The 24,179-nt window shown below is 67.8% G+C and carries 17 protein-coding genes; 3 read left to right on the top strand and 14 right to left on the bottom strand.

All coding sequences use genetic code 11. The features are described 5' to 3' along the window. The 5 genes from HOP52_RS01005 to HOP52_RS01025 form a co-directional block, all read right to left on the bottom strand. The gene (locus HOP52_RS01005) at window positions 1–669 is read right to left on the bottom strand and encodes an NADH:ubiquinone reductase (Na(+)-transporting) subunit D (RefSeq protein ID WP_238975060.1); all 669 of its coding nucleotides are present in this window, start codon (window positions 667–669) and stop codon (window positions 1–3) included. A gap of 2 nt (window positions 670–671) precedes the next feature. Continuing rightward, window positions 672–1,490, bottom strand: a complete 819-nt coding sequence (locus tag HOP52_RS01010; RefSeq protein WP_238975061.1) for a Na(+)-translocating NADH-quinone reductase subunit C — start codon at window positions 1,488–1,490, stop codon at window positions 672–674. Further along, window positions 1,490–2,713, bottom strand: a complete 1,224-nt coding sequence (locus tag HOP52_RS01015; RefSeq protein WP_238975412.1) for an NADH:ubiquinone reductase (Na(+)-transporting) subunit B — start codon at window positions 2,711–2,713, stop codon at window positions 1,490–1,492. Before HOP52_RS01015 ends, HOP52_RS01010 begins: the two co-directional genes overlap by 1 nt. Window positions 2,714–2,717: 4 nt before the next feature. Further along, a complete protein-coding gene (locus HOP52_RS01020) occupies window positions 2,718–4,067 on the bottom strand; it encodes a Na(+)-translocating NADH-quinone reductase subunit A (RefSeq protein WP_238975062.1) in 1,350 nt (449 codons plus the stop codon). 369 nt (window positions 4,068–4,436) lie between these two features. Continuing rightward, window positions 4,437–5,900: a glyceraldehyde-3-phosphate dehydrogenase gene (locus HOP52_RS01025; RefSeq protein WP_238975063.1), complete on the bottom strand. Its 1,464-nt coding sequence runs from the start codon at window positions 5,898–5,900 to the stop codon at window positions 4,437–4,439. Window positions 5,901–6,152: 252 nt separating this feature from the next. Between HOP52_RS01025 and mfd the strand changes: the two genes are divergently transcribed. Together mfd and HOP52_RS01035 are read left to right on the top strand one after the other, a co-directional pair. After that, window positions 6,153–9,602: a transcription-repair coupling factor gene (gene mfd / locus HOP52_RS01030; RefSeq protein ID WP_238975414.1), complete on the top strand. Its 3,450-nt coding sequence runs from the start codon at window positions 6,153–6,155 to the stop codon at window positions 9,600–9,602. 215 nt (window positions 9,603–9,817) lie between these two features. Next, entirely contained in the window at window positions 9,818–10,876 is a 1,059-nt protein-coding gene (locus HOP52_RS01035; protein WP_238975416.1) for a L,D-transpeptidase family protein, read from the top strand. A 116-nt stretch (window positions 10,877–10,992) separates the two neighbouring features. On the opposite strand, the gene HOP52_RS01040 is transcribed toward HOP52_RS01035, so the two are convergent. Further along, the gene (locus tag HOP52_RS01040) at window positions 10,993–11,256 is read right to left on the bottom strand and encodes an Lpp/OprI family alanine-zipper lipoprotein (RefSeq protein ID WP_238975064.1); all 264 of its coding nucleotides are present in this window, start codon (window positions 11,254–11,256) and stop codon (window positions 10,993–10,995) included. A gap of 192 nt (window positions 11,257–11,448) precedes the next feature. Continuing rightward, entirely contained in the window at window positions 11,449–12,066 is a 618-nt protein-coding gene (locus tag HOP52_RS01045) for a L,D-transpeptidase family protein (protein ID WP_238975065.1), read from the bottom strand. Between the two features lie 282 nt (window positions 12,067–12,348). Here HOP52_RS01045 and HOP52_RS01050 point away from each other — a divergent pair, with 282 nt between their 5' ends. Then, window positions 12,349–14,754 (top strand): phosphoketolase family protein, encoded by a 2,406-nt coding sequence (locus tag HOP52_RS01050; RefSeq protein WP_238975066.1) that lies wholly within the window; start codon window positions 12,349–12,351, stop codon window positions 14,752–14,754. Between the two features lie 22 nt (window positions 14,755–14,776). On the opposite strand, the gene HOP52_RS01055 is transcribed toward HOP52_RS01050, so the two are convergent. The 7 genes from HOP52_RS01055 to HOP52_RS01085 form a co-directional block, all read right to left on the bottom strand. Then, window positions 14,777–15,337 carry an ATPase, T2SS/T4P/T4SS family gene (locus HOP52_RS01055; RefSeq protein ID WP_422677676.1) on the bottom strand — a complete coding sequence of 187 codons (561 nt, stop codon included), beginning with the start codon at window positions 15,335–15,337 and terminating at the stop codon, window positions 14,777–14,779. Beyond that, window positions 15,291–16,034 (bottom strand): ATPase, T2SS/T4P/T4SS family, encoded by a 744-nt coding sequence (locus tag HOP52_RS01060; RefSeq protein ID WP_238975067.1) that lies wholly within the window; start codon window positions 16,032–16,034, stop codon window positions 15,291–15,293. Before HOP52_RS01060 ends, HOP52_RS01055 begins: the two co-directional genes overlap by 47 nt. A 221-nt stretch (window positions 16,035–16,255) precedes the next feature. Continuing rightward, the gene (locus HOP52_RS01065; RefSeq protein WP_238975069.1) at window positions 16,256–16,687 is read right to left on the bottom strand and encodes a hypothetical protein; all 432 of its coding nucleotides are present in this window, start codon (window positions 16,685–16,687) and stop codon (window positions 16,256–16,258) included. Between the two features lie 60 nt (window positions 16,688–16,747). Next, window positions 16,748–17,212, bottom strand: coding sequence for a 2-hydroxyacyl-CoA dehydratase (locus tag HOP52_RS01070; RefSeq protein ID WP_238975071.1), 465 nt, complete (start codon window positions 17,210–17,212; stop codon window positions 16,748–16,750). 177 nt (window positions 17,213–17,389) lie between these two features. Then, the gene (locus tag HOP52_RS01075) at window positions 17,390–20,653 is read right to left on the bottom strand and encodes an efflux RND transporter permease subunit (RefSeq protein ID WP_238975073.1); all 3,264 of its coding nucleotides are present in this window, start codon (window positions 20,651–20,653) and stop codon (window positions 17,390–17,392) included. Beyond that, the gene (locus HOP52_RS01080; protein WP_238975076.1) at window positions 20,650–21,786 is read right to left on the bottom strand and encodes an efflux RND transporter periplasmic adaptor subunit; all 1,137 of its coding nucleotides are present in this window, start codon (window positions 21,784–21,786) and stop codon (window positions 20,650–20,652) included. Before HOP52_RS01080 ends, HOP52_RS01075 begins: the two co-directional genes overlap by 4 nt. Continuing rightward, the gene (locus tag HOP52_RS01085; RefSeq protein ID WP_238975079.1) at window positions 21,783–24,008 is read right to left on the bottom strand and encodes a TolC family protein; all 2,226 of its coding nucleotides are present in this window, start codon (window positions 24,006–24,008) and stop codon (window positions 21,783–21,785) included. The genes HOP52_RS01080 and HOP52_RS01085 overlap by 4 nt, the downstream gene beginning before the upstream one ends. Window positions 24,009–24,179: the final 171 nt, after the last annotated feature.

Consider the following 24,179-nt stretch of genomic DNA (forward strand, 5'->3'; position numbering starts at 1 on the left):
TTACACGGCCTCCTTGGGTTCGGTGTTGTGCTTCATCTTGAACTCGTTCTCTTCCACCTGCTCGGGGTGAGTTTCACGAATCACCCAGATCAGCAGACCGATAATGAAGAACGCCGACGGCGGCAGCAGCAGCAGGCCGTTGGGCACGTACCAGCCGCCGTCCTGCACCGGCTGCAGCACGGTGAAGCCGAACACGCTGCCGGAGCCGAACAGCTCGCGCACGAAGCCGACGATCATCAGCACCAAGCCGTAGCCCAGGCCGTTGCCGATGCCGTCGATGAACGACATCTTCGGCGTGTTCTGCATGGCGAAGCCTTCGGCGCGGCCCATGATGATGCAGTTGGTGATGATCAGACCGACGAACACCGAGAGCTGCTTGGACATCTCGTAGGCGAAGGCCTTGAGCACCTGATCGACCACGATCACCAGCGAGGCGATGATGGTCATCTGCACGATGATGCGGATCGAAGAGGGAATGTGGCGCCGAATCAGCGACACGAACAGGTTAGAGAAGGCGCAGACGAAGATGACCGCCAGGGTCATGACCAGCGAGACGCTCATGCTGGTGGTCACCGCCAGCGCCGAGCAGATGCCGAGCACCTGCAGGGCGATGGGGTTGTTCTTCGTCAGCGGCGCCGTGAGTACACTCTTGGGAGTTGCATCCGCCATGATCAGGCTCCTTCCGATTCGAGTTCGACGTCGGCTTCCTGAGCCTCTTCCGGGTCGATTCCTGCGCGGAATTTCGCCAGGTACTCACCGAAGCCTTCCGGGCTCAGCCAGAAATGCAGCATGTTGGTAACGCCGTTGGCGGTCAGCGTCGCACCGGAGAGGCCGTCGACCTCATGCTCGCCGGTACCGGTACCGCGGGCCACGCGAATCGCCGGGGTCAGGCTCTCTTGATCGGCGAAGATCTGCTTGCCTTCCCACTGAGCCTGCCAACGCGGGTTGTTGACCTCGGCCCCCAGGCCCGGCGTTTCGCTGTGCTCGTAGTAGGTGATACCCACGATGGTGTTGCCGTCGCCTTCGATGGCCATATAGCCGCGCATCAGGCCCCACAGTCCCTGGCCACGGATCGGCACGATGAGCTGCTCGGGGTTGTCGGGGTCATCCCCCACCAGATAGACGGTGGCAAAGTTCTCGACCCGAGACAGGCCGGCGATATCGCGTCCCCCGGACAGGGTGCGGCCGGTGGCCGGGTCGCGGGCGGCCTGGAAGTGGTCGAAGGTTTCCGGGTCGAACTCGTCGGTGTACTCGCCGGTGCGCATGTCGACCACGCGGGGCGTGATCTCGGCGAAGGCGGCTTCCACGTCGATGCCACGCTCATAGAGGCCGGCCACACGCAAGACGTTGGTCTTGCGGTCGAGCTCCTCGTTGAGCATCTGCATGGGACGCAGGGCCACCGCGGCGGTAGAGACGATGACCGAGCACACGATGCAGAGTGCAAAGGCCACCGTCAGGATCTTCTTAATGGAGTCGTTGCTCTGTGCCATCAGGCAGTCTCCTCGGCCGGGACACCGGTGCGCTGCAGGCGGCGCTTGATGTTGGCCTCAACAAAGAAGTGATCGATCAGCGGGGCAAACAGGTTGGCGAACAGGATCGCCAGCATCATGCCTTCCGGGAAGGCCGGGTTGACCACGCGGATCAGTACGACCAGGACCCCGATCAGGGCGCCGAAGAGCAGCCGTCCCTGGTTGGTCATGGAGGCCGACACCGGGTCGGTGGCCATGAACACCATGCCGAAGGCGAAGCCGCCGATCACCAGGTGCCAGTACCAGGGCATGGCGAACATCGGGTTGGTGTCGGAGCCGATCAGGTTGAACAGCGCGCTGGTGGCCACCATGCCCAGGAACACGCCGAGCATGATTCGCCAGGAGGCGATCTTGGTCCACAGCAGTACCGCCGCGCCGATCAGGATCGCCAGCGTCGAGGTCTCACCGATAGAGCCCGGCATAAAGCCGAGGAAGGCGTCCCACCAGCTGAGCTGGGCGGTCAGCGCGGCCATGCCCTCCTGATAAGCCAGCGACAGGGCGGTGGCGCCGGTGAAGCCGTCGGCCGCCACCCAGACCGCGTCGCCGGAGATCTGCGCCGGGTAGGCGAAGAAAAGGAAGGCGCGGCCGGTCAAGGCCGGGTTGAGGAAGTTCTTGCCGGTGCCGCCGAAGATCTCCTTGCCGATCACGATACCGAAGGTGATCCCCAGGGCCACCTGCCACAGCGGGATATCCACCGGCAGGATCAGCGCGAAGAGCACCGAGGAGACGAAGAAGCCTTCGTTGACCTCATGGCCGCGCTTGATCGCGAACAGCACTTCCCAGAAGCCGCCGACCACGAAGGTGACCAGATAGATGGGCAGGAAGTAGGTGGCGCCGAGCACGAAGTTGGCCCAGAGGCTGCCCGGGTCGTGACCGCTGGCGAGGGTCATCATGATCGCTTCGCGCCAGCCCGCCATGGAGGCGTAGCCGTCGGCGATGGCCATGTTGGCCTGCCAGCCGGCGTTCCACATGCCGAAGAACATCGCCGGGAAGGTGCACAGCCAGACGGTGATCATGATGCGCTTGAGATCGACCCCGTCGCGCACATGGGCGGTGGTCTTGGCCACGCTGGGCGGCGAGTAGAAGATGGTGTCGACCGCCTCATAGAGCGGGTACATCTTCTCGTACTTGCCGCCCTTGTGGAAATGCGGTTCGAGATTGTCGAGTGTCTGTCGGATACCCATCACATCAGGCCTCTTTCTCGATAAGGGTGAGGTTGTCACGCAGGATGGGACCGTATTCGTACTTGCCCGGGCACACATAGGTGCACAGCGCCAGGTCCTCTTCATCCAGCTCCAGGCACCCGAGCTGCATGGCCACCTCGATGTCGCCGACGATCAAGGAGCGCAGCAGCTGAGTGGGCAGGATGTCCAGCGGCATGACTTCCTCGTACATGCCCACCGGCACCATCGCCCGCTCGGAGCCGTTGGTCGAGGTGGTCGGCGCATAGTCCTTGAGCCCGGTAAGCTTCGACAGGTAGATGCCCATCACCGAGTGGCGGTTGGCGCCAGGCGAGAGCCAGGCCATCCACTCACGCTTGTTACCCTCTTCGAGCAGGGTGACCTGGTTGCCGAAGCGACCCAGGTAGCGCAGCGCGCCTTCACAGGTGAAGCCGGAGAACACCGAACCGGAGATCACCCGGGTATCGTTGGGCTCGATCACCTCGCCGTCGAGCAGCTCCTGGGTGCTGGCGCCGATGCGCGTGCGCAGCAGGCGCGGCTTCTCGGCGCGCGGACCACCCACGGCGACCACCCGGGACGTTTCGATCTTGCCTTCCACGAACAGCTTGCCGAAGGCGATCACGTCCTGGTAGCCGATGTGCCAGACACGCTTGTGCAGGGCGACCGGCGACAGGTAGTGGATGTGGGTCCCGACCAGACCGGCAGGATGCGGGCCGCCGAAGGTCTCGGTCTGCACGCCCTTGACCTCCCCGCCGGGGATCTTGGCGCCCGGTGCGGTACACAGGAACACCTTGCCCTGGGTCAGGCGGGCCAGCACCTTGAGCCCATCTTCGAAGGCATCGGCCTGCTCGTTGATGATGCTTGCCGGATCGGCGCACAGCGGATGGGTGTCGATGGCGGTGACGAAGATATCGGTGGGTTCGCTGTCGATGGCCGGGGTACGCGAATAGGGCCGCGTGCGCAGCGCGGTCCACATGCCGGATTCGACTAGCTGGTCGACCACCGCCTGGCGCTCCAGGCCCTCGAGCTTGTCACGCCCGTGGGTCTTGAACTCGACGGCTTCCTCTTGTTCGTCGACCTTGATCACCACCGACAGCAGCTTGCGCTTCTCGCCGCGGTTGATGGCCACCACCTCCCCGGCGGCCGGTGCCGTGAAGCGTACGCCTTCGATCTTCTTGTCGGTGAAGAGCAGCTGGCCTAGCTTTACCTTGTCCCCCTCCTGAACCTCCATGGTCGGCTTCATGCCAACGTAGTCGGTACCCAGGATGGCCACGTGACGCACCGGCCGCGCATCCTCGATGCGCTGCTCGGGCGCCCCCGTGATGGGGAGATCCAGGCCTTTCTTGACTTCGATCATAGTCTCGCCCAGTTGATGGATCGGATATACGAAGGAAAGGGGTTCGAATGGATTCGAATTCTTATTTGCGTCAGTACGTTACCAGTCAGGCCCGAGCAAGCTCGGACCACCCCGAAAAATCCACCGCATTATAATGACAAGCGCGACCAATGGCCACACGACCTATGGTCGCAAAACGTCTAGGGCGAGCGTGACGGCGCTCGGTCGCGAGGGTCGAAGAGGCGTTGAAAGCGGCTCCCCAGGCGGCCCGGCGAGCGCTTCGCGACAGCGCCCCCGCCCCCTTTAAGGGCGGTGCGCTATCGAGTGACATGATCTAGATCAGAAAATTCCCGACCCTGACGGTCGGGAATGGCGTAGCGGCGTGCTCGCTCAGGCCTGGGCCCGCGGCAGCTTGAGGAAGTGCACGTTGGAGATGTGCTGCAGGATGCGTACCACCTGGCAGCTATAGCCGAACTCGTTGTCGTACCAGACGTAGAGCACCGCGTGCTTGCCGTTGGCGATGGTCGCCTTGGCGTCGACGATACCGGCATGGCGATTGCCGACGAAATCGGACGACACCACCTCAGGAGAATCGACGTAGTCGATCTGCTTCTGGTAGGCGGAGTCGATCGACATGCGACGCAGGTAGTCGTTGAGCGACGCGGCGTCGGTCTCCGTCTCCAGGGTGAGGTTGAGGATCGCCATGGAGACGTTGGGGGTGGGCACGCGGATAGCGTTACCGGTCAGCTTGCCGCCGAGTTCGGGCAGCGCCTTGGCCACCGCCTTGGCGGCACCGGTCTCGGTGAGCACCATGTTGAGCGGCGCGCTGCGGCCACGGCGGTCGCCTTTGTGGTAGTTGTCGATCAGGTTCTGGTCGTTGGTATAGGCGTGCACCGTCTCCACGTGGCCATTGCTGATGCCATATTCGTCGTTGAGCACCTTGAGCACCGGCACGATGGCGTTGGTGGTGCAGGATGCCGCCGAGAGGATGGTGTCCTCGGCGGCGATATCACCGTCGTTGATACCAAAGACGATGTTCTTGATCTCGCCCTTGCCCGGCGCGGTGAGAATCGCCTTGGCAGCGCCCTTGCACTGCAGGTGCTGGCCCAGGCCGGCCTCATCGCGCCAGATACCGGTGTTGTCGACCACCACAGCGTTGTCGATCCCGTAGGCGGTATAGTCGACCTCGGCCGGAGAGTCGGCGTAGATCACCTGGATAACGTTGCCGTTGGCCGTCAGGGTGCGGGCCTCGACGTCCACCTGGATGGTGCCGTTGAAGGGGCCGTGGACCGAGTCGCGGCGCAGCAGGCTCGCCCGCTTCTCGAGATCCTTGGCGATGTCGCCACGGCCGCGTACAACGATGGCGCGCAGGCGCAGCAGGTTGCCGCCGCCGGCCTTCTCCACCAGCACTCGCGCCAGGATGCGGCCGATTCGCCCGAAGCCGTAGAGCACCACGTCCTGAGGCTCGCCGTTGGTGCCCTCCGGGTCGTGCCGGCCAACGATATCCGCAAGCTCTTTCTCGAGGAAGGCACGGGCATCCCCGCCGCCCTGCTTCTTGAACGCCACCCCCAGCTTGCCCACGTCGACGTGGGCGGGCCCCAGGTCGAGCTCGGTCATGGCCTTGACCAGCGGATAGGTGTCCTGCACGGAGAGCTCGGTTCCCTCGACCTTTCTGACGAAGCGGTGGTCCTTCAGGATGCGGATCACGCTGCGGTTGAACAGCGAACGCCCGTAGAGGGTGGTGACCACGTTGTTGCGACGGTAGAGCAGGCCGATCAGCGGGATCAGTTGTTCGGCGGTCGCCTGGTTGTCGTGCCATTCCTGGAAGACGGTATCGAGGGGTTGCTGACTCACGAGAGGCCTCTCTGGTGGTGATCGGGGATTCATGTGCATTATCCCGCCAGGCATTCGGCGGGGCAATCGCAGGATGGTCGCAGGCGCTGTAAGCGGATTACAGGACGCCGCTCTTGACTACAAGCATCGCGGCGGGCTGGTATGATGCTCTGCCAAGCGAGGCCGACCCCGCAGCCAGCCGTCACCCCTGCGCCGTGACCGAGACGACGGCCCGACCCTAGCGCCTACACCATGACCGTGCCTGACGACACCATGCCCAATTTCTCGCCGCTTGACCCACCGCGCCCCGAAGGGCTGCGTGACACCCGCTACTGGCTCAGCCCCCCCGGCAGTGCCGCCGCCCTGGCGCTGGCGCAGCTGGCCAACGACGCCCCGCTGCTGGTGATCACCCCCGACACCGCCGGCGCCCAGCGCCTGGAGAACGACCTGCGCTTCTTCGCAAGCGCCCCGGTGCTGCCCTTTCCCGACTGGGAGACGCTGCCCTATGACAGCTTCTCGCCGCACCAGGATATCGTCTCGGAGCGCCTGCGCACGCTGCGCCGGTTGCAGCTCGGTGAACACGGCATCGTGCTGGTACCCATCAACACCCTGATGCAGCGTCTGCCGCCGGTGGACTATATAGCCGGGCGCGTGATGACCCTGGAGGTTGGCCAGCGCCTGGATCGCGAGGGCTTCCGCGACAGCCTGTCGCGAGCCGGCTATCGCGCCGTGGAGACGGTCTATGAGCCCGGCGAGTACGCGCTGCGCGGCGCGCTGATCGATCTGTTCCCCATGGGCTCTGATCTGCCGCTGCGCATCGACTTGTTCGACGACGAGATCGACACCCTGCGCCACTTCGACCCCGACACCCAGCGCAGCCGCGACAAGGTCGAGCGGGTGGAGCTGCTGCCGGCCCACGAGTACTCGCTGTCGCGCGGCGCCATCGCCTGCTTCCGCGAAGGCTTCGAGACACTCTTCGACGTCGACCCGCGCCAGTGCCCGCTCTACGTCGACGCCCTGAAGGGCATTCCCTCCCCGGGCCTGGAGCAGTACCTGCCGCTGTTCTTCGAGCAGACGGCCACGCTGTTCGAGCATTTGGCCGAGGGCACTCGGGTGGCGCTGCTGCCCGGGGTCTTCGCCGCCGCCGAGCACCACTGGGCGGCCATCGAGAGCCGCTATGAAAACCTCGGCGTCGACCCCACCCGTCCGCTGCTGCCGCCGAGCCGCGCCTTCGTGCCGGTGGCCGAGGTGTTCGGCGCCATCAAGCGCCACCCGCGGGTCGAACTCACCGACGATGCCGAGCATCGCCACGCCCTGCCCCCCGCCGCCAAGGCGCCGCCGAGCGTGGCCATCAACGCCCGGGCCAAGGCGCCGCTGGCCGCCCTGGAGGCCTTTCTCAGCGCAAACGACGACACCCGGGTGCTGTTCGTCGCCGAGTCCCGCGGGCGGCGCGAGGCGCTGGAGGAGACCCTGGCACCGCTGCAGCTGAGCCTGCCCCACGTCGAGGGGTTCCGCGACTTTCTGGCCGCTGACGCGGCCATGGCGATCACCGAGGGGGAGATCGACGCCGGCCTCTGGCTGGAGAAACCCGACCTCGCAGTGATCAGCGAGACCGAGCTCTACGGCGAGGTGGTGCGCCAGAGTCGACGCCGCGAGAAGGCCACCGATGCCGACGAACTGGCGGTCCGCCACCTCGCCGAGCTGCGCCCCGGCGCCCCGGTGGTCCACCAGACCCACGGGGTGGGCCGCTACAAGGGGCTCGAGACACTCGAGGCCGGCGGCCAGGCGGCGGAGTTCGTGACCCTGGAGTACGCCGACGGCGCCCGACTCTATGTGCCGGTGGACAGCCTGCATCTGATCTCGCGCTATGCCGGCGCCGACGACGAGCTGGCGCCGCTGCATCGGCTGGGCTCCGAGCAGTGGGACAAGGCGAGACGCAAGGCGGCCGAGAAGATCCGCGACACCGCCGCCGAGCTGCTCGACATCTACGCCCGCCGCGAGGCCCGGGAGGGCTTCGCCTGTGCCCCGCCGGACGCCGAGTACGCGCGCTTCGCTGCCGCCTTCCCCTTCGAGGAGACTCCCGATCAGCGCAGCGCCATTGAGGCGGTGATCGGTGACATGACCGCCCCCCGTCCCATGGACCGAGTGGTGTGCGGGGACGTGGGCTTCGGCAAGACCGAGGTGGCCATGCGCGCCGCCTTCCTGGCGGTCCACTCGGGGCGCCAGGTGGTGGTGCTGGTCCCCACCACCCTGCTGGCCCGCCAGCACTTCGAGAATTTCCGCGACCGCTTCGCCGACACCGCGGTGCAGGTGGAGCTGATCTCGCGCTTCACCGCCGGCCAGGGCCAGGCCGCCTCGCTCAAGCGTATCGAGGCGGGCCAGGCGGATATCGTCATCGGCACCCACAAGCTGCTGTCGAAGTCCATGAAGCTGCCCAACATGGGCCTGCTGATCATCGACGAGGAGCACCGCTTCGGGGTCGCCCAGAAGGAGCGCCTCAAGAGCCTGCGCGCCGAGGTGGACATCCTGACGCTGACCGCCACGCCGATTCCGCGCACCCTGAACATGGCCATGAGCGGGATTCGCGATCTGTCGATCATCGCCACCCCGCCGGCGCGGCGCCTCTCGGTGAAGACCTTCGTCCAGCAGCGCGACGAATCGGTGATCAAGGAGGCGCTGCTGCGCGAGATCCTCCGCGGCGGCCAGGTCTACTTCCTGCACAACGAGGTCAAGACCATCGAGACCGCCGCCGAGACGGTGCGTGCGCTGGTGCCCGAGGCCCGGGTGGCGGTGGCCCACGGCCAGCTGCCCGAGCGCTCCCTGGAGCGGGTGATGTCGGACTTCTACCACAAGCGCTTCAACGTGCTGGTCTGCTCGACGATCATCGAGACCGGCATCGACGTGCCCAGCGCCAACACCATCATCATCGAGCGCGCCGACAAGTTCGGCCTGGCCCAGCTGCATCAGCTACGCGGCCGGGTGGGCCGCAGCCACCACCAGGCCTACGCCTATCTGCTCGCCCCGCCGCCGCGGGCCATGACCAAGGACGCCGTCAAGCGCCTGGAGGCGATCGCCGGGGCCGAGGACCTGGGTGCCGGCTTTACGCTGGCCAGCCACGACATGGAGATTCGCGGCGCCGGCGAGCTGCTCGGCGATGAGCAGAGCGGTCAGATGGAGGCGATCGGCTATGGGCTCTACATGCAGATGCTCGACCGGGCGGTGGCGGCGATTCGCCAGGGCAAGACGCCCAATATCGAGGCGCCACTGGACCAAGGCGTGGAAGTGAGCCTCAACCTGCCCGCGCTGATCCCCGACGACTACCTGCACGACGTCCAGCAGCGCCTGGTGATGTACAAGCGCATCGCCAGCGCGCAAGACGAGGCCGAACTCAAGGAGCTGCAGGTGGAACTGGTCGACCGCTTCGGCCTGCTGCCGGCCCCGGTCAAGACCCTGCTGCGCCAGACCAAACTGCGCCAGCGCGCCGAGCGGCTGGGCATCGTGCGGCTGGAGGCAGGGCCGGAGCGCGGCCGGGTGATTTTCGGCGGCCAGACCCACGTCGATCCCATGACCCTGGTCGAGCTGATCCAGCGCGCCCCGGAGCGCTACCGCCTTGACGGCGCCGACACCCTGCGCTTCGAGGCGGAGATGGCCAATGAGGAGGCGCGCTTCCAGGCGGTGGAGCAGCTGCTCGATGCGCTCAACCGCAAGGTGGAGGCGGCTTGATAGGGGCGAGGGGCGAGGGACGAGGGGCGAGGCAAAACCTGAGTCGCCACTGGAGTTTTATGGTGGCGAACCGCTGGGCCGTCGGGCACTCTATACTGACAGTATCGCGTTTCATCGCCACCGACCCCAAGGCGCCGGGCAAGGACCGCCACGCGCCAGACACCATGGTTGCGTCGACCCTCCGTCGACGACCCGCACGAGACGACATGACGTTGATGAACACCGCATCTCTGGCAAGACGCACCGCGCGCTGCGCCATCATCCTGGGGCTGGGCGCCCTGCTCTCCACCGCGGCACTGGCCAACGCTGAGGAACGGGAGTGGCCGCGCGGCCACTACCCGCTGCCCGAATACGGCAACGTGATCGGTGAGGTCTACACCGTCACCGTGGATGAGGGGCAGACCCTGATCGATATCGCGCGCCGGCACAACGTCGGCTATGAAGAGATTCGCATGGCCAACCCGGACATCAGCCTGTGGGCACCCTTCGAGGGCACCGAGGTGACGATACCCGCCCAGCATATCCTGCCCGATGCGCCGCGCGAGGGCATCGTGATCAACCTCTCGGAGCTGCGGCTCTACTACTATTCCGAACCCGGCGTCGTCGAGACCTACCCGATCAGTGTCGGCCGTGACGGCTTCGCCACCCCGGTGGGAATCACCAGGACCACGGTCAAGGTCAAGGACCCCGCCTGGTCACCCCCGCGCTCCATGCGTGAAGAAGCCGCCGCCCGGGGCGACCCGCCGCCCGCGGTGGTGCCGCCGGGCCCGGACAACCCCCTGGGGCGCCACGCCATCCTGCTCGGCCTGCCGAGCTACCTGATCCACGGCACCAACATGCCCGATGGCGTCGGCATGCGCGCCAGCCGCGGCTGCATCCGCATGTTCCCCGAGGACATCGAATCGCTCTACGAGCGGGTGCCCAGCGGCACCAAGGTCAATATCCTCGATCAACCCTTCAAGGCCGGCTGGTCGGAGGACGGCGTGCTCTACGCCCAGTCCTTCCCGCAGCTGGAGGAAAACCAGGGCGCCTTCGAACCGATCCTCAATGCCATCGAAGTGGTCACCAAGGCGTTCGGCGAGGAGCACCCCCCGGTGGACTACAAGCGGCTGCGCAGCCTGGTAGAGAACCCCGATGGCCTGGTGGTGTCGCTGCTGCGCGCCGCCGAGCCGGAGCCAGAGCCCCAGCCGACTCCGCAGAGCGACGGTCTCTATCAGGAACTGGTCGACCAGGACAGGCTCTACCAGGAGCTGGCCGCCACGCGGCTGCGGTGAACCCCCGGCCGGGCTCCCCGGCCCTAGACCACACAACGAGAAAACCCCGCCGTGGCGGGGTTTTCTCATGCAATCCTCTGCCATCGCCCGGAGGCGATGGCAGCGCGCCAGCAGAATTACTTCTGCATGGTGCGCTGGAACATGCGGTTCATTTCCTCACGGTTCTGCTCGGACATCTGCAGAGCCGCCTGGGCGTCACGCTGTGCCTGGTTGGCGGTGTTCTGCGCCTGCATGGCGATGCTGCGTGCCTCGGCAGCGTCGGCCTGAGCAGATTCAGCGGTCTGGCGCACTTCGTCCAGGGCCGCATTGGTGGCACAACCCGCCAGAATTGCCATGGAGGCAGCAGCGGCGGTCAGCTTCAGGGTGGTCTTCAGAGTCATGGTGTTCTCCTTGAGTCTTCCTTGGTACTACACGCCATTTCGCGTGCAGAGGCGTTGATGTTGCCTGAGGTCAGGCATCCTGCTCATGCAGGTTCTTGCAGCGACTGCTGCCAAGCACAGGAGTCAAACGCTGTTTTATAATAGCCAACGGCGCTTGTCCATAGCTCGAAACGTCCCTTGCGCAATTTGAGCCTAGCGGATCACGACACGTGTGCCAACATTGATTAGTTCGGCAAGCCGTTCGATCTGCTCGTTGGTCACCGCCACACAGCCCTGGGTCCAGTGAAAGCTGGCATGCACGTCGGGGTCGGCGCGACCCAGGCCATGGATGCCAATGGCCCCGCCCAGCGCGGTGGTCTGGGGCGGGTAGCCGTGACGGCGATAGTAGGCGAAATAGTCCTCGTAATCCTGCTCGGAGTAGAGCCCTGATTCCAGCGCCATCCGCGCATGAGCCGGCGTCGGGTAGTCGATGCCGATGAAGATATTCCAGTCGCTCTCCCAGTTGAACCGGTTGACGCGAAACTCGCCCAGCGGCGTCACATTGCTGCCGCGCAGGCGGGCCGTCTTGGCGCCGCCGCGCCCCAGCGAGACCGGTGCAAATCTCTCGACCAGGCGGTTGCCTTGGAAGACGCTGAGGGTGGCCTCGGCATCCTCGACCAGCACCCAGACCTCGTCGTCGTGGCGCGGCAGATGTGCCCGGCTCAGCAGGGTTTGAATCAGATCGGCCCGGGCATGCTCGCCTGCCGCTAGCAGCGCTAGCGGGGAAGAGAGAGCCAACAGACCGAAACGGCGGCGGGAAAGGGATGGCATCGTACTGTGACTCGAAAAAGAGAGTGAGAAGGAGTCATCGGAAATCTGGGTTGTTATAGCGCATCTACCCCACCCCTGTCAGTCGAAAACCGCAACGCACTGTCAACATTCCGCCCCCCTGTCCCCGGCACGCCTTGTCCCGCCCCCGCCAGGGAGCGCCCTCGAGGCGCTTTCAGCCGCGCCGCAGACGCTCGACATTGCGGACCTCGGCCCTTCCCCCCTAGGCTTGTGGCCATGCCCGGTTCGATTGTCGGACCCGATGCTGATCAAGGAGCTATCTGCATGTCACCGACCGACGACAAGCCATCGCCATCCCCTTCCGAGCGCCTCGCCGGCGACCCGGAGTTCAGCGCCTGGGCCGAGGGGCAAGGGGTGATCCGCCATGACGCGACGACACGGGAGCGCATCGCCGACCTGCTGCAGCGTCACGCCCCCGAGCCGCAGCGGCGCCGCGAGTGGCTGCAGCGCCTGCGCGCCGCCGATCAGCTGGCCAATATGGGCATGTGGCTGGTGGCCCATATGACCTATGCACGCCGCGTACGCCTGGACGGCGCGCCCCTGGGCGCCGAAGACTTCAAGCCCTCCCCCGAAGGCCATACCGGCGGTGCGCTGAACATGGTGCCCGCCTATGTGGGCTACCTGGTCGCCAATAGCCTGACCGGCATGACCCGTAGCTGGACCATGGGGCAAGGGCACTGCGTGGCCGCCGTTGACGCCCTCAACCTGCTGGTGGACAACATGGGACCGGGCCATGCCGAACGCTACGGCCTCGACGACACGGGCCTGACGCGACTGGTCAACGACTTCTACCACTGCGGTGTGGATGCCAGCGGCCGACCGCAATCCCCCCTCGGCAGCCATGTCAACGCCCACACCGCGGGTGGCACCGGCGAGGGGGGCTACCTCGGCTTTGCCGGCCTGCAGTACGTGCACATGCCGCTGCCCGGCCAGCATCTGGTGGCCTTTCTCAGCGACGGCGCCTTCGAGGAGCAGCGCGGCAGCGACTGGGCGGCGCGCTGGTGGCGCGCCGAGGACAGCGGCCCGGTGGTGCCGGTGATGATCGCCAACGGTCGGCGCATCGACCAGCGCACCACCATGAGCCAGTCCGGCGGCACCCGCTGGTTCGAGGAGCACCTCACCCTCAACGGCTTTACACCCCTGACCCTCGACGGACGCGACCCGGCGGCCTTCGTCTGGGGCATTCTCACCGCCGAGGCGCGGCTGGACGAGCAGGTGGAGGCGCTCACAGCCGGTCGCGACCGCTACCCGCTGCGCCTTCCCTACCTGATCGCCGACACAATCAAGGGCTTCGGCTTTCCCGGCGCCGGCACCAACGCCGCCCACAATCTACCGCTGGGGGGCAACCCGGCCCACGACGAAGACGCTCGCGCGGGTTTCCACGAAGGGGCTGCTGCCCTGCATGTGCCCCTGGAGACCCTGCAGACGGCGATCGAGCGGCTTAACAACCACGCAGAGAGCGGCCGCGTCAGGGAGCGCGATCATCCGCTGGCCGCCCCCCGGCCAACGCGACCCCAGCTGCCGCCCACCGCCGCCTACCCCCTCGGCGAGGCGGTCTCGCCCATGGCGGCCATCGACGACGCTTTCTGCGCGCTGGTGGCAGCCAACCCAGGGCTGCGCGTGCGAGTCGGCAACCCCGACGAGATGCGCAGCAACCGCCTCAACCACACCCTCGACCGGCTGTTGCACCGGGTTACCGACCCGGAGCCCGGCACCGCCGAGGCGCTGAACGGCAGCGTGATCACCGCGCTCAACGAGGAGGCGGTGGTCAGCGCGGCGCTGGCCAACAAGCAGGGGCTCAATCTGGTGGCCAGCTACGAGGCCTTCGCCGTCAAGATGCTCGGTGCCATGCGTCAGGAAATCCTGTTCGCCCGGCACCAGCAGGAAGTGGGGCGCGAGCCGGGCTGGCTGACGGTGCCGGTGCTGGCCAGCTCCCACACTTGGGAGAACGGCAAGAACGAGCAGTCCCACCAGGACCCCACCCTGTGCGAGGCGTGGATGGGCGAGATGGATGACGTGGCTCCCACCCTGTTCCCGGTCGACGCTCCCAGCGCCGCCCTGGCCCTGCTCGGCCTCTACGGCAGCCGCGGCCGCGTGGCGGTGATGGTGGTGCCGAAGAACCCGCTGCCGGTGGTGCTGACCGCCGACCAGGCCGCCAGGCTCGGTGAAGACGGCATCCTCTGCCTGCACGAGGCCCCCGCCGCCCGGGTCCAGCTGTTCGCCATCGGCGCCTATCAGCTAATCGAGATGCGCCGGGCGCTGGGCCGGCTGAGCGATGCGGGTGTCGCAACGAGCCTGTTCGTCATCCAGGAGCCCGGCAAGCTGCGTGAGGCCCGCGACGAACAGGAGGCCCAGGCCACCCTGAGCCAGTGTCGGCTGAGCACCCTGGTGCCCGAGGTGAGTGCCCGGGTCTTCCTCGGCCACTGCCGCCCCGAAGCACTATGCGGCGTGCTGCGCCCGCTGGATAGCGGCGCGGGGTCGCGCTTCCTGGGCTATCGCAACCGCGGCGGCACCCTGGACACCTTCGGTATGCTCTACGCCAATCGCGCCACCTGGGCCCATGTTTTGGAGGAAGCCTGCGAGGCGGCGGGGCTCGACCTGGAGACGCTGCTCGACGAGGCCGAACGACTGGCCCTGGCCGGCGAAGGCGATCCGGAAGCCCTGCGCTAGCGGCACCGCCCCAGCGCAGGGCTCAGGCTGCCAGGATGGCTCCCATGCGAAACACCTCGCGCAGCGTGGTGGTTCCCGCCTCGGCCTTGGCGATGCCCTCCGCGAACATCAACCGCTCGCCGCGCTCGAGCAGGGCACGGCGCAGCATGGCTTCATCGGCGTGATTAAGGATACGCGTGTGATCCTCGGGCTCGGGCTGCCAGATCTCGAATACCCCGGTCCGCCCCCGATAGCCCAGGCCATCGCAATGGGGACAGCCAACCGGCGCCCAGGCACGCTCGGGCACGGGCAGCCCGACCGCCTCCAGCCACTCAACATCGGTGGGCGCAACGTCACGCCGCTCGCGGCACTGCTCACAGAGGCGCCGCACCAGCCGCTGGGCCACCACCAGGCCCAGGTTGGTGCTGATCTGGGCATCCGTGACCCCCAGATGACGCAGCGCCGATACCACGCCTACCGCATCACGGCTGTGCAGGGTGCTCATCAGCGAACGCCCGCTGCTCGCCACGCCTACCGCCGCCTGAGCCGATGCGGGATCACGCAGCTCGCCGATCAACAGATAGTCCGGGTCGAGTCGCAGCATGGCCCGGATGCCGCCGGGGAAGTCGAGACCGTTGGCCGTGTCGACCTGCACCTGAGTTGATGCCGGCAAGCTCGTACTCCACCGGATCCTCCAGCGTCATGACATGGCTATCGGTCAACTTCAGCTGGTCGAGCAGGGTGTAGAGCGTGGTGGTCTTGCCGGCCCCAGTGGGCCCGGCCACCAGCAGCATGCCGGCGGTGGCGTCCATCCAACGACGAATTCCCTGGGCACCCTCGCGCCCGATGCCCAGCGACAGCGGATCGTCGAAGGCCCGTGGCCGCTCGAGAAATCGGACTGCCAGCTTCTCGCCGGCCACGCAGCTCACCGCCGAGACTCGCAGGTGGCTCTCGTCACCGCCTGCCTCGGAAAAGTCGTAGCTGAAGCTGCCCTCATCGGCGGTCAGCGCCCGCACCGGATTGAGCCCGGCTAGCACCTTGAACTGATTGGCCAGGCGCCCTCCAACGCCCCTGTCGATCCGCTGCGCGGTGAGCACCCGCCCGTCGATACGCAGCCGGATGCGCCACCCCCCCTCATCCGGGTCGAGGTGGATGTCCGTGGCCCGGGCCCGTCGCGCATCATCGAGCAGGGCATGGACTTCCAGGGTATCGTCCTCGGGCCCCGGCGGGGCCTCGAGCAGCGGTTGCAGGGACATCAACAGCTGCGGGTGCGTCCTGTCGAGTCGCTCATCGGCCGTCATGACCACCTCCGGAAGTCGACTGCGTCACGGTGACAATAGTTACAGGCTAAACGCTATCGGCGCTGAGCGCCGCAAAGGAGGCTTTGGCTGTTCCAGAACGCCTTCGCCCCGGCAGTGAGACTGCCGGGGCGAAGCAAGTGCACTGGCGGAGACCGGGCCAGCGATGGGTCTCGCAACCCGGGGGACAGGCGCCGCCCGGGCTCAGGGCCTGGGGGCCGACGTCACTCCTGGGTCTCCACGGTGAAGATACTCTGCAGCTTGTTCTTCTTGCCGTAGATATGCACCGTGGTCTCATCGAAGGGGAAGTGATCGCGATACTGGCTGTCGTTATTGAAGCGCGGCTTGTGGGCGTTGATCATCGCCGCCGCCAACCGCTCGCGATTGGCATGGCCGGCCAGGCCCACGGCGTACCACAGCTCCTCTCCCGGCTGCAGGAAGGCCTGCCACTTGTCATGCTCCCCATGGTGTTCCAACCCATAGCGCGCACTGCGGTGCTCACCGACGTAGAGCAACTCCTGAACGTCCATTTCCTCGGTCTCGGGATCCTTGGCGGCACGAAAGACACAGTAGATTCCGGATTCATCCGGCGTGTCATGCAGCTGCTCGCGGGTCCAGTAGCCCAGCATCTTGGGGGATAGAATCAGATCCGTCATGGCACGCTCCTTGGTTTCCTCGGACTTTTGACAACGATTACCCCCAGCTTATCGTAAAGTTCAGTAATCCTCGAGACGCTGAATGTCACGGGCGACCCGCCGAACCTCCGCCTCATGGCCGGCGGCCAGCGCCTCGAAGAACTGCTTCTCGTCGCGGCCACTGGCCAGCTCGCCGCGGTGGGCGTAGAGGTCCTGCAGCATGCGGTGGGCGGTCAGGGCCGTGGCCAGCACGCCCTGCACGCTGTCACCGTCACCGGCCTCGGGCAGTCGCTCGAGCACCGGCGGGTGGGGAAAATCGGCCGGGTCGTCGAACCAGGTCTCCAGCACGCTGCTGTGATCGCTGCCGTCGTCGAGATAGCCCTCGAGGTCGGCCTGCAGCTTGCGTTCGCGCTCGGCGAGATAGTCGAGGGCCATACGCACCCGGTCCTCGACGCCGCTGGCCGCCCTTTCGCCATAATAGTCGGCCATGCGGCGATGAAAATCGGCCGCCCAGCTCACCAGTTCCTTTACTTGATGAAAGCGCATCGTCGCTCCTCCCCGCCATGGACCCATCCGGATTCGCCGTCCCACCGCTCGGCTGTCATTGCCTACTCATAGCGTAGCCAAACCACGGGAGAGACGAGTTGATGCACATCAACGGACGGACAACATCCCGAAGCGCGAACTCCCGATCCTGCCCACAACCCCGTTCCCACGACAGGCTCAGGCAGAAGCGCTCGGCGTCCGGCCATCCTGGCGCTCAGCATCGCCGCCCTGGGTGGCCGAGTCACGGTCGTCCTGAAAGGGCACCCGCATCAGCAGCGAGTAGAGCACCGGCACCACGCACAGGGTGATCAACGCCGCGGCCAACAGGCCGAAGATGATGGTGATCGCCATGGGCGCCCACAAAAGCCCGCCTCCCAACCACAGCGGCAGCAGGCCGCCGCTGGTGGTCAGGGTCGACATCAGCACCGGACGCAGGCGCCGCCGCCCCGCCTCGAGGATCGCCTCCTGGGGCGAGTGCTGCTCGCGCTCCAGGTCGATGCGGTCGATCAGCACGATGGCGTTGTTGATCACGATGCCCGCCAGGGACACCACCCCGAGGAAGGTCATGATGCCGAAGTGGGAGCCGGTGATGGTCAGCCCGAAGATCACCCCGATCAGCGACATGGGGATGGTGGCCAGGATGATCAGCGGCCGGCGCAGGGAGTTGAACTGCACCACCAGCAATAGCAGGATCGCCATGGCGCCGATGGGCAGCTTTTCGGCAATGGAGTCGGTGGCCACGCGCGACGACTCCACCTCGCCGCCGAACTCGAAGAAGACGCCGTCCGGCCAGCTCGCCTGCTGTGCTTCGAGCCAGGGGCGCAGCTCGCCGGCCACCCCGGCGGCAGTGACGCCAGGGGCCAGCTCGGCCTCCACTGAAATGGTGCGGAAGCGGTCCCGGCGCAGGATCCGCGCCGGGCCCCAGTCGAGCGCCACCTCGGCCACCTGGGCGAGCGGCACCCCCGCGCCGCCGCCGGCGGGCAGCACGGTGAGGCCCTCCAGGTCATCCGGCGTGCGCGCCTCGCCGCGCTCGTTGCGCAGTTGGATCGGCACCAGGGTGTCGCCGTCGCGGAAGGTGCCCACGGTCATGCCGGAGAGCGCTGTCTGCAGGCTGAGCGCCACATCGCGCTCGGTGACCCCGGCGCGCAGCGCCCGGGCCGGGTCGACGTCGACGCGCAGCCGCTTGGTCCACTCGCCCCAGTCGTCGCGCACGTTGCGGGTGCCCGACACCTCGGCCACGCGCTGGCGAACCTCCTCGGCGATGCGCCGCAGGGTCGTCTCGTCGTCGCCGGAAAGGCGCACCGCGAGCGGCACCGTGACCGGCGGGCCGAAGCTGGTCGCCGCCACGCTGGCCTGCAGGTCGGGGAAGCGCTCGGCGAGCCAGCCGTCCAGGCGCGCGATCACCTCGTCCACCGCCTGCCAGCGGTTGGCCTGCAGCAGCAGGAAGGCGTACTCGGGGCTCGGCGGCTCGGGGGCGTGATTGATGATGTAGCGATCGCCCCCGAAGCCGATGAAGCTGCCCCAGCGCTCGACGCCGTCGCGGATCCAGTCGCCCGCCTCGTCGCGCTCGGCGGCAAGCTCCTCGGCGAGGAAGGCCTCGATCTCCTCCACCACCGCCCGGGTGCGCTCGATGGGCGCGGAGAAGGGCAGGCGCAGCTCGGCGGTGACGATGGTGCGCTCCGCCTGGGGAAAGAATATCTTGGGCAGGGGCCCGAAGCCCAGCCAGGCCAGCGCCAGCAGGCCGCCCACCGCGGCCAGGGTCAGGGTGCGGTGGCGCAATAGGGCCAGCAGCAGGCGACGGTAGCCAGCGTAGACCCGCTCGGCCAGGCGCGCCGAGAGCCCGGGGTGCGACTCGCCCTCCTTCTCCTTCTCCTTCTCCTTCTCCTCATCACCATCGCCGCTGCCGTTATCGCCCCGCCCGGCATCCACCAGCTTGTCGTCGTCCTGCTTGGCATCGTCCGGCGTGGCCTTGACCCGGATAAAGGCCACGCAGAGCAGCGGGATCATGGTCAGCGACAGCAGCCAGGAGGAGAGCAGCGTTATGGTGACCACCTGGAAGAGCGAGCGGGTGTACTCGCCCACGTCGGAGACAGCCAAAAACTGAGGCAGGAAGGCCGCCGCGGTGGTCAGCGAGGCGGTGAGCAGCGGGAAGCGCAGCTGCTTGGCCGAATCGAGCGCCGCCTGGCGCACCGTCTTGCCCTCCCGGGCCGCCACCTGGATCGACTCCACCATGACGATTGCGTTGTCCACCAGCATGCCCAGCGCAATGATCAGCGCCCCCAGCGAGACCTGGTCCAGGCCGATGTCGAAGAGTCCCATGAAGGCCAGGCAGGCGAGTATCGCCGAGGGCACCAGGCTCGCCACGATCAGCCCGGTGCGTAGCCCCAGGAAGAGCAGCATCACCAGGCAGACCAGCGCCACCGCCTGCAGCAGGTTGACCAGGAACTCGTTGATGCGCTCCTCGACCCGATCCGGCTGGTTGGCCAGCACCTCGAACTCGATGCCCAGGGGCAGCTCGCGCTCGAGCTGGGCGATGGCGCCTTCCACCTGTTCGCCCAGGTCGAGGATATTGCCCCCGTCGCGCATGGCGACGGCGATGGCCAGGCCCTGGACGCCGCTGGCGTGATAGCGGGTCATGGGCGGGTCGGCGTAGCCGTGGCGCACCTCCATCAGCGAGCCAAGCGGCACCAAGGCGCCGTCGGGCAACGGCAGCAGGGCGCGGCGAATGTCGTCGATATGGGTGAAGTTGCCGGTGGGCTCCAGTATCAGGCGCTCGTCGTCGGTGCGGATCGCCCCGCCGGGCAGCACGATATTGCGCGCCGCCAGCAGCTGGGCCAGCCCCTGGGGCGAGACGCCGAGCTCGGCCAGGCGCGCCTCGCTGTACTCCAGGAAGATGCGCTCCTCGGCGAAGCCGTGGATGTTGACCTTGGCCACGTCGTCGAGCATCAGCAGCCGGTCGCGGACGTCGTCGGCGACCGCCTTGAGCTCCGACTGGGCATAGCCCTCGCCGGTGAGCGAGAGCATGATGCCGAAGACGTCGCCGAACTCGTCGTTGATGATCGGCGCCAGCGCCTCTTCGGGCAGCTGGCGTCGGGCATCGTCGATCTTGCGGCGCAGCTTGTCCCAGCCGGCCCGGACATCCTTGACGTCGGGGCGCAGCTCCACCCGGATGATCGAGACGCCGGCCCGGGAGGTGCTCTCGACAAAGTCAAGCTCGGGCATCTCCATGATGGCGGTCTCCAGCGGGTCGGTGACCAGCTGTTCGACCCGCTCCGGCGTGGCGCCGGGCAGGTAAGTGACCACCTGGGCCACCCGCACGGTGACCGCCGGGTCCTCGGCCCGGGAGATGGAGAGGTAGCTGATCACCGCCCCCAGCAGCACCACCAGCAGGCCAGCGATGGTCACCCGGTTGTAGCGCAGGGCAGCCTCGGTCAGGGTCACGGTGCCTGCTCCCGGTGCTTGTCCATCAGCCGCACCCGCATGCCGTCATGCAGCCGGCTCATGCCGGCCACGATCAGCTGTTCGCCGGGCGCCAGGCCCGCCACCACCTCCAGGCGCTCACCGTGGCGCCCGCCCAGGGTCACGCTGTGACGACGCACCGTCGCCTCGCGACCGTTAGTGACGCCATCCTCCTGCGCCTCACTGGCGTCGTCTGCCTCGGCCACGTAGACAAAGTGACCATCGATATCCTGCTGCACCGCCGCCATGGGCACCCAAATTCCACTGCCAGGACCGTCCAGCGGCAGCGTCAGCTCCGCCGCCATGCCAGGGCGCAGCCGCTTACGTTCGTCGTCGCTCAGCTTGACCAGCCTGACTCTCAGCGGCCAGGTGGCCTGACGCGGATCCACCGGCAGGCCGATCTCGGTGATCTCCCCGGCCAGGGTGAGGTCGGCCAGCGGCAGCCTCACCTGTAGCGGCGCGCCGGCCACCAGCTTGCCCAGCAAGTCCTCGGAGAGGGCCGCGCGCACCTCCAGGTCGTTGCCGCAGGCCAGCACCAGTACCGGCTGGCCGGCGCCGACGTTTTCGCCAGCCTCGGCCAGGCGGCTGGCCACCCGGCAGTCGTCGGGCGCCTCCAGATGGGTGAAGCCCAACTGGCGCTCGGCCAGGGCCAAGGCGTCCCGGGCGCCGTCGCGCTGGGCGCGAGCCGCCTCCACCTGGGCCCGGGCGGCGTCGAGATCCCGGGCCGGGGCGCTGCCGGCCTCATAGAGGCGTCGGGCACGCTGCCACTCGGCCTCGGCGTTGGCCGCCGCCGCTTCACTGCCGGCCAGCGCCGAACGGGCCCGGTCGCGCTGCAGGCGCAGGTCGGTGGCCTCGAGGCGGGCCAGCGGCTGGCCGGCGGCGACCTCATCGCCGGGCGCCGCCGTCAGGGACTCGAGCCGCCCCGCCACCCGGAAGCTGAGGCGCCGGTTGGCGGCCGCCTCCAGGCGGCCCGGCAGCTCCCGTTCGGCCGCGGCCCCGCTGGCCTCCACGGTGAGGATGCGCACCGGCCGCAGCGGCGCCTCGTCCACCGGCTCGTCGGCACAGCCGGCCAGCAGCAGCACCAGCCCCGTCAACAGGGCTCCCCGCATGATCATCGCTCCTCTCCTCTGGATTCCCTCTCCGTGGCACCGACCAGCAGCCGGTCGCGGGCCTGGGACGCCATGGGGCCCGGCGTGATGCCCAGGGCACGCTGCAGGTGCACCAAGGCCTGCAGGGCCTGCCAGCGCGCCTCGGCGGCGGCCAGCCCCGCCTGGCGGGCGCTGGTGCGAGCGTCGAGCAGCGCCACCTGGGGCAGAGCCCCCTCCTGCCAGGCCACCTCAGCAAGCTCCAGCGCCTCTTCAGCGTGGCCTTGCGCCTCGTCGCGCAGGCCGATGCGCCGCCAGGCAGCGGCGAGCTCGACGCTGGCCGCCCGTAGCCGGGCCTCCAGGCCGAGGCGGGCGTCGGCGTCCTCCAGGGCCACCTGCTCCAGGCGTGCGGCAGCCCGGTCGCGTTCGATACTGCGCCGCCCCCCGCCATAGAGGGGCAGGCGCGCCGAGACACCGAGGCTCCACTGGTCGCGACCGGTCCTGGGCAGACGCACGCCAAGCGCTTCCACTTGACCCACAGGGCCCTGCACGGCCGGATTGGCAGACTCCCAGGGTGCCCGCTCGCCCTCCCCGCCCCGGGAGAACTCGGTGGTGTAGCGGGCCTCGAGACCCACCTCGGGCAGCCAGAAGGCGCGCCGCCGCGAGGTGAGCTCACGACTTGCCGCCTGGCGCAGCTCACTGAGCGCGGCGAGCTCGGCGGAGTCGTGCAGGGCGCTCTCCGCCAGCCGCTGCTGCCAGGCGGTAAGGCTCGCCGGGCTCGCCAGGACCGCGGCGAAGCGGGCGTCGCCGCCCAGCCATTCGGCGCTCGTCAGGTCCGGTTCGGCCGGCGACAGCGGCGCGGCGGGGTCGCGGCCGAGTCGGCGGTTCACGGCGATGCGCAGCCGCTCGCGATCCGCCACCAGCTGCTCCAGGCGTTCCCGGGCCTGGGCCAGTTCCGCCTCGAAGCGCGCCACCTCGCCGCGCCCCACGGCGCCGGCGGCCTCACCGCGCAGCGCCTGGTCGCGCTGAGCCCGGGCCAGTTCGAGGTCGGCTTCGAGCACCTCGCGGCTGGCATCGAGCCGCAGCAAGTCCAGGAACTCCCGTGACACCTCAAGGGCCAGGTCCAGGCTCTCCACCTCGAGCTCGGCGCGCCGGGCGCGGTCGAGACTGTCGGCGATGCCGATGGCGGCCAGGGCAGGTTCGGAGAACAGCAGCTGCTCGAGCACCACCCCGCCGCTGGCCAGTCGCTCCGGCTCCTGGCCAAGGGCCGCCCGGGCACGGCTCTCGTCGATCATCCGCCCGGTGGCTTCCAGGTAGAGGTTGGGGCGCAGCCGCGAGCTCGCCAGATCGCGGCTAAAGCTCTCCACGTCGACTTCCTGGCGTGCCGCCGCCAGACCCAGGTTGTCGGCCAGCGCCAGGGCCACCGCCTGATCCAAGCGCAGGCGCTCCCTTCCGGGGGCATCGGCGTCGACCTCGCCCAGCAGGCGTGAACGGCTGAGCAGCGCAAAGCTGGGCGACCCGTCGAGCCGGGCGGCGGTTTCGAGGTTGAGCCAGGAGCGGCCCAGGCCAGGACGCGCGCCGAGGGGTTCAGGCGAACGTCCGGCGGCAAGGTCATCCAGGCGCAACGCCAGGCGGCGCAGGTAGGCCTCATGATCCAGGGCCTGCGGTGAAGAGAGCAGCGCCCCACGGGCTACCTGACGGGCATCGGTCAGCGCCACGCTGGGCACGCCGGCATCGGCAAGCCCCGCCAAGAGCCGGCGCTGGGCCGCCTCATCGAGCTCGGGCTGGGCCAGCAGCAGGACGGCATCGGCCCCGCGCAGATCGGAATCGCCAGGATAGCGGGAGGGACCAACGGCCAGGGGCTTCAGGGTGATACCCCGGGCACTGGCCTGGGCGGTCAGCGCCTCGGCGGCGGACTCGACCGCACCGGCCGGGCCGAGCAGCAGCACCCGGGAGGCACCGTCAAGCGGCTCGAGCTCGAAGGGCTCCGTGGAAGCGAGAAACTCGGGCGTTTCCAGGGCCTTAAGGCCTGGAAGACGGACGCCGGCGCCGGGGGCTGCCGGCACGACCACGGGCGTGGACCGCCCGGCGGAAAGCCGCGCCAGCTCCTGGCGCAGGGCGGGCAGGTCGGCCTCGCCGCCCGGCAGCAGACGCGGGTCCAGGGCGAGCTGGGCTGCCTGGGCGGCGGCCGGGGCCAACATCAGCGCCAGCAGCGGGAGAATGAACAGGCGCGTCCATGCGGTAGCGTTCATATCGGTGGGCCGGTCGATGAGAGATGGCACCGAGTATAAACGACTGTTTGAAACTTGCCAGGTGCATTAGCACAGTGCTCGAAGCTGTTCCGTCGACAGGCCTTCAAGTGGGCGCTGTGAACCCATCCCTGGGCGCTACCGATGCCCTGCTGCGCTCTCGCGTCCCGCTCC

Source organism: Billgrantia campisalis (genome assembly GCF_022341425.1).
Taxonomy (GTDB): domain Bacteria; phylum Pseudomonadota; class Gammaproteobacteria; order Pseudomonadales; family Halomonadaceae; genus Halomonas; species Halomonas campisalis.

Excerpts from the sequence above, each read along its gene's own strand:
- HOP52_RS01005 (WP_238975060.1), bottom strand. The coding sequence starts at position 669 with ATGGCGGATGCAACTCCCAAGAGTGTACTCACGGCGCCGCTGACGAAG.
- HOP52_RS01010 (WP_238975061.1), bottom strand. The coding sequence starts at position 1,490 with ATGGCACAGAGCAACGACTCCATTAAGAAGATCCTGACGGTGGCCTTT.
- HOP52_RS01015 (WP_238975412.1), bottom strand. The coding sequence starts at position 2,713 with ATGGGTATCCGACAGACACTCGACAATCTCGAACCGCATTTCCACAAG.
- HOP52_RS01020 (WP_238975062.1), bottom strand. The coding sequence starts at position 4,067 with ATGATCGAAGTCAAGAAAGGCCTGGATCTCCCCATCACGGGGGCGCCC.
- mfd (WP_238975414.1), top strand. The coding sequence starts at position 6,153 with ATGCCCAATTTCTCGCCGCTTGACCCACCGCGCCCCGAAGGGCTGCGT.
- HOP52_RS01035 (WP_238975416.1), top strand. The coding sequence starts at position 9,818 with ATGAACACCGCATCTCTGGCAAGACGCACCGCGCGCTGCGCCATCATC.
- HOP52_RS01040 (WP_238975064.1), bottom strand. The coding sequence starts at position 11,256 with ATGACTCTGAAGACCACCCTGAAGCTGACCGCCGCTGCTGCCTCCATG.
- HOP52_RS01045 (WP_238975065.1), bottom strand. The coding sequence starts at position 12,066 with ATGCCATCCCTTTCCCGCCGCCGTTTCGGTCTGTTGGCTCTCTCTTCC.
- HOP52_RS01050 (WP_238975066.1), top strand. The coding sequence starts at position 12,349 with ATGTCACCGACCGACGACAAGCCATCGCCATCCCCTTCCGAGCGCCTC.
- HOP52_RS01055 (WP_422677676.1), bottom strand. The coding sequence starts at position 15,337 with ATGCTGCGACTCGACCCGGACTATCTGTTGATCGGCGAGCTGCGTGAT.
- HOP52_RS01060 (WP_238975067.1), bottom strand. The coding sequence starts at position 16,034 with ATGACGGCCGATGAGCGACTCGACAGGACGCACCCGCAGCTGTTGATG.
- HOP52_RS01065 (WP_238975069.1), bottom strand. The coding sequence starts at position 16,687 with ATGACGGATCTGATTCTATCCCCCAAGATGCTGGGCTACTGGACCCGC.
- HOP52_RS01070 (WP_238975071.1), bottom strand. The coding sequence starts at position 17,212 with ATGCGCTTTCATCAAGTAAAGGAACTGGTGAGCTGGGCGGCCGATTTT.
- HOP52_RS01080 (WP_238975076.1), bottom strand. The coding sequence starts at position 21,786 with ATGATCATGCGGGGAGCCCTGTTGACGGGGCTGGTGCTGCTGCTGGCC.
- HOP52_RS01085 (WP_238975079.1), bottom strand. The coding sequence starts at position 24,008 with ATGAACGCTACCGCATGGACGCGCCTGTTCATTCTCCCGCTGCTGGCG.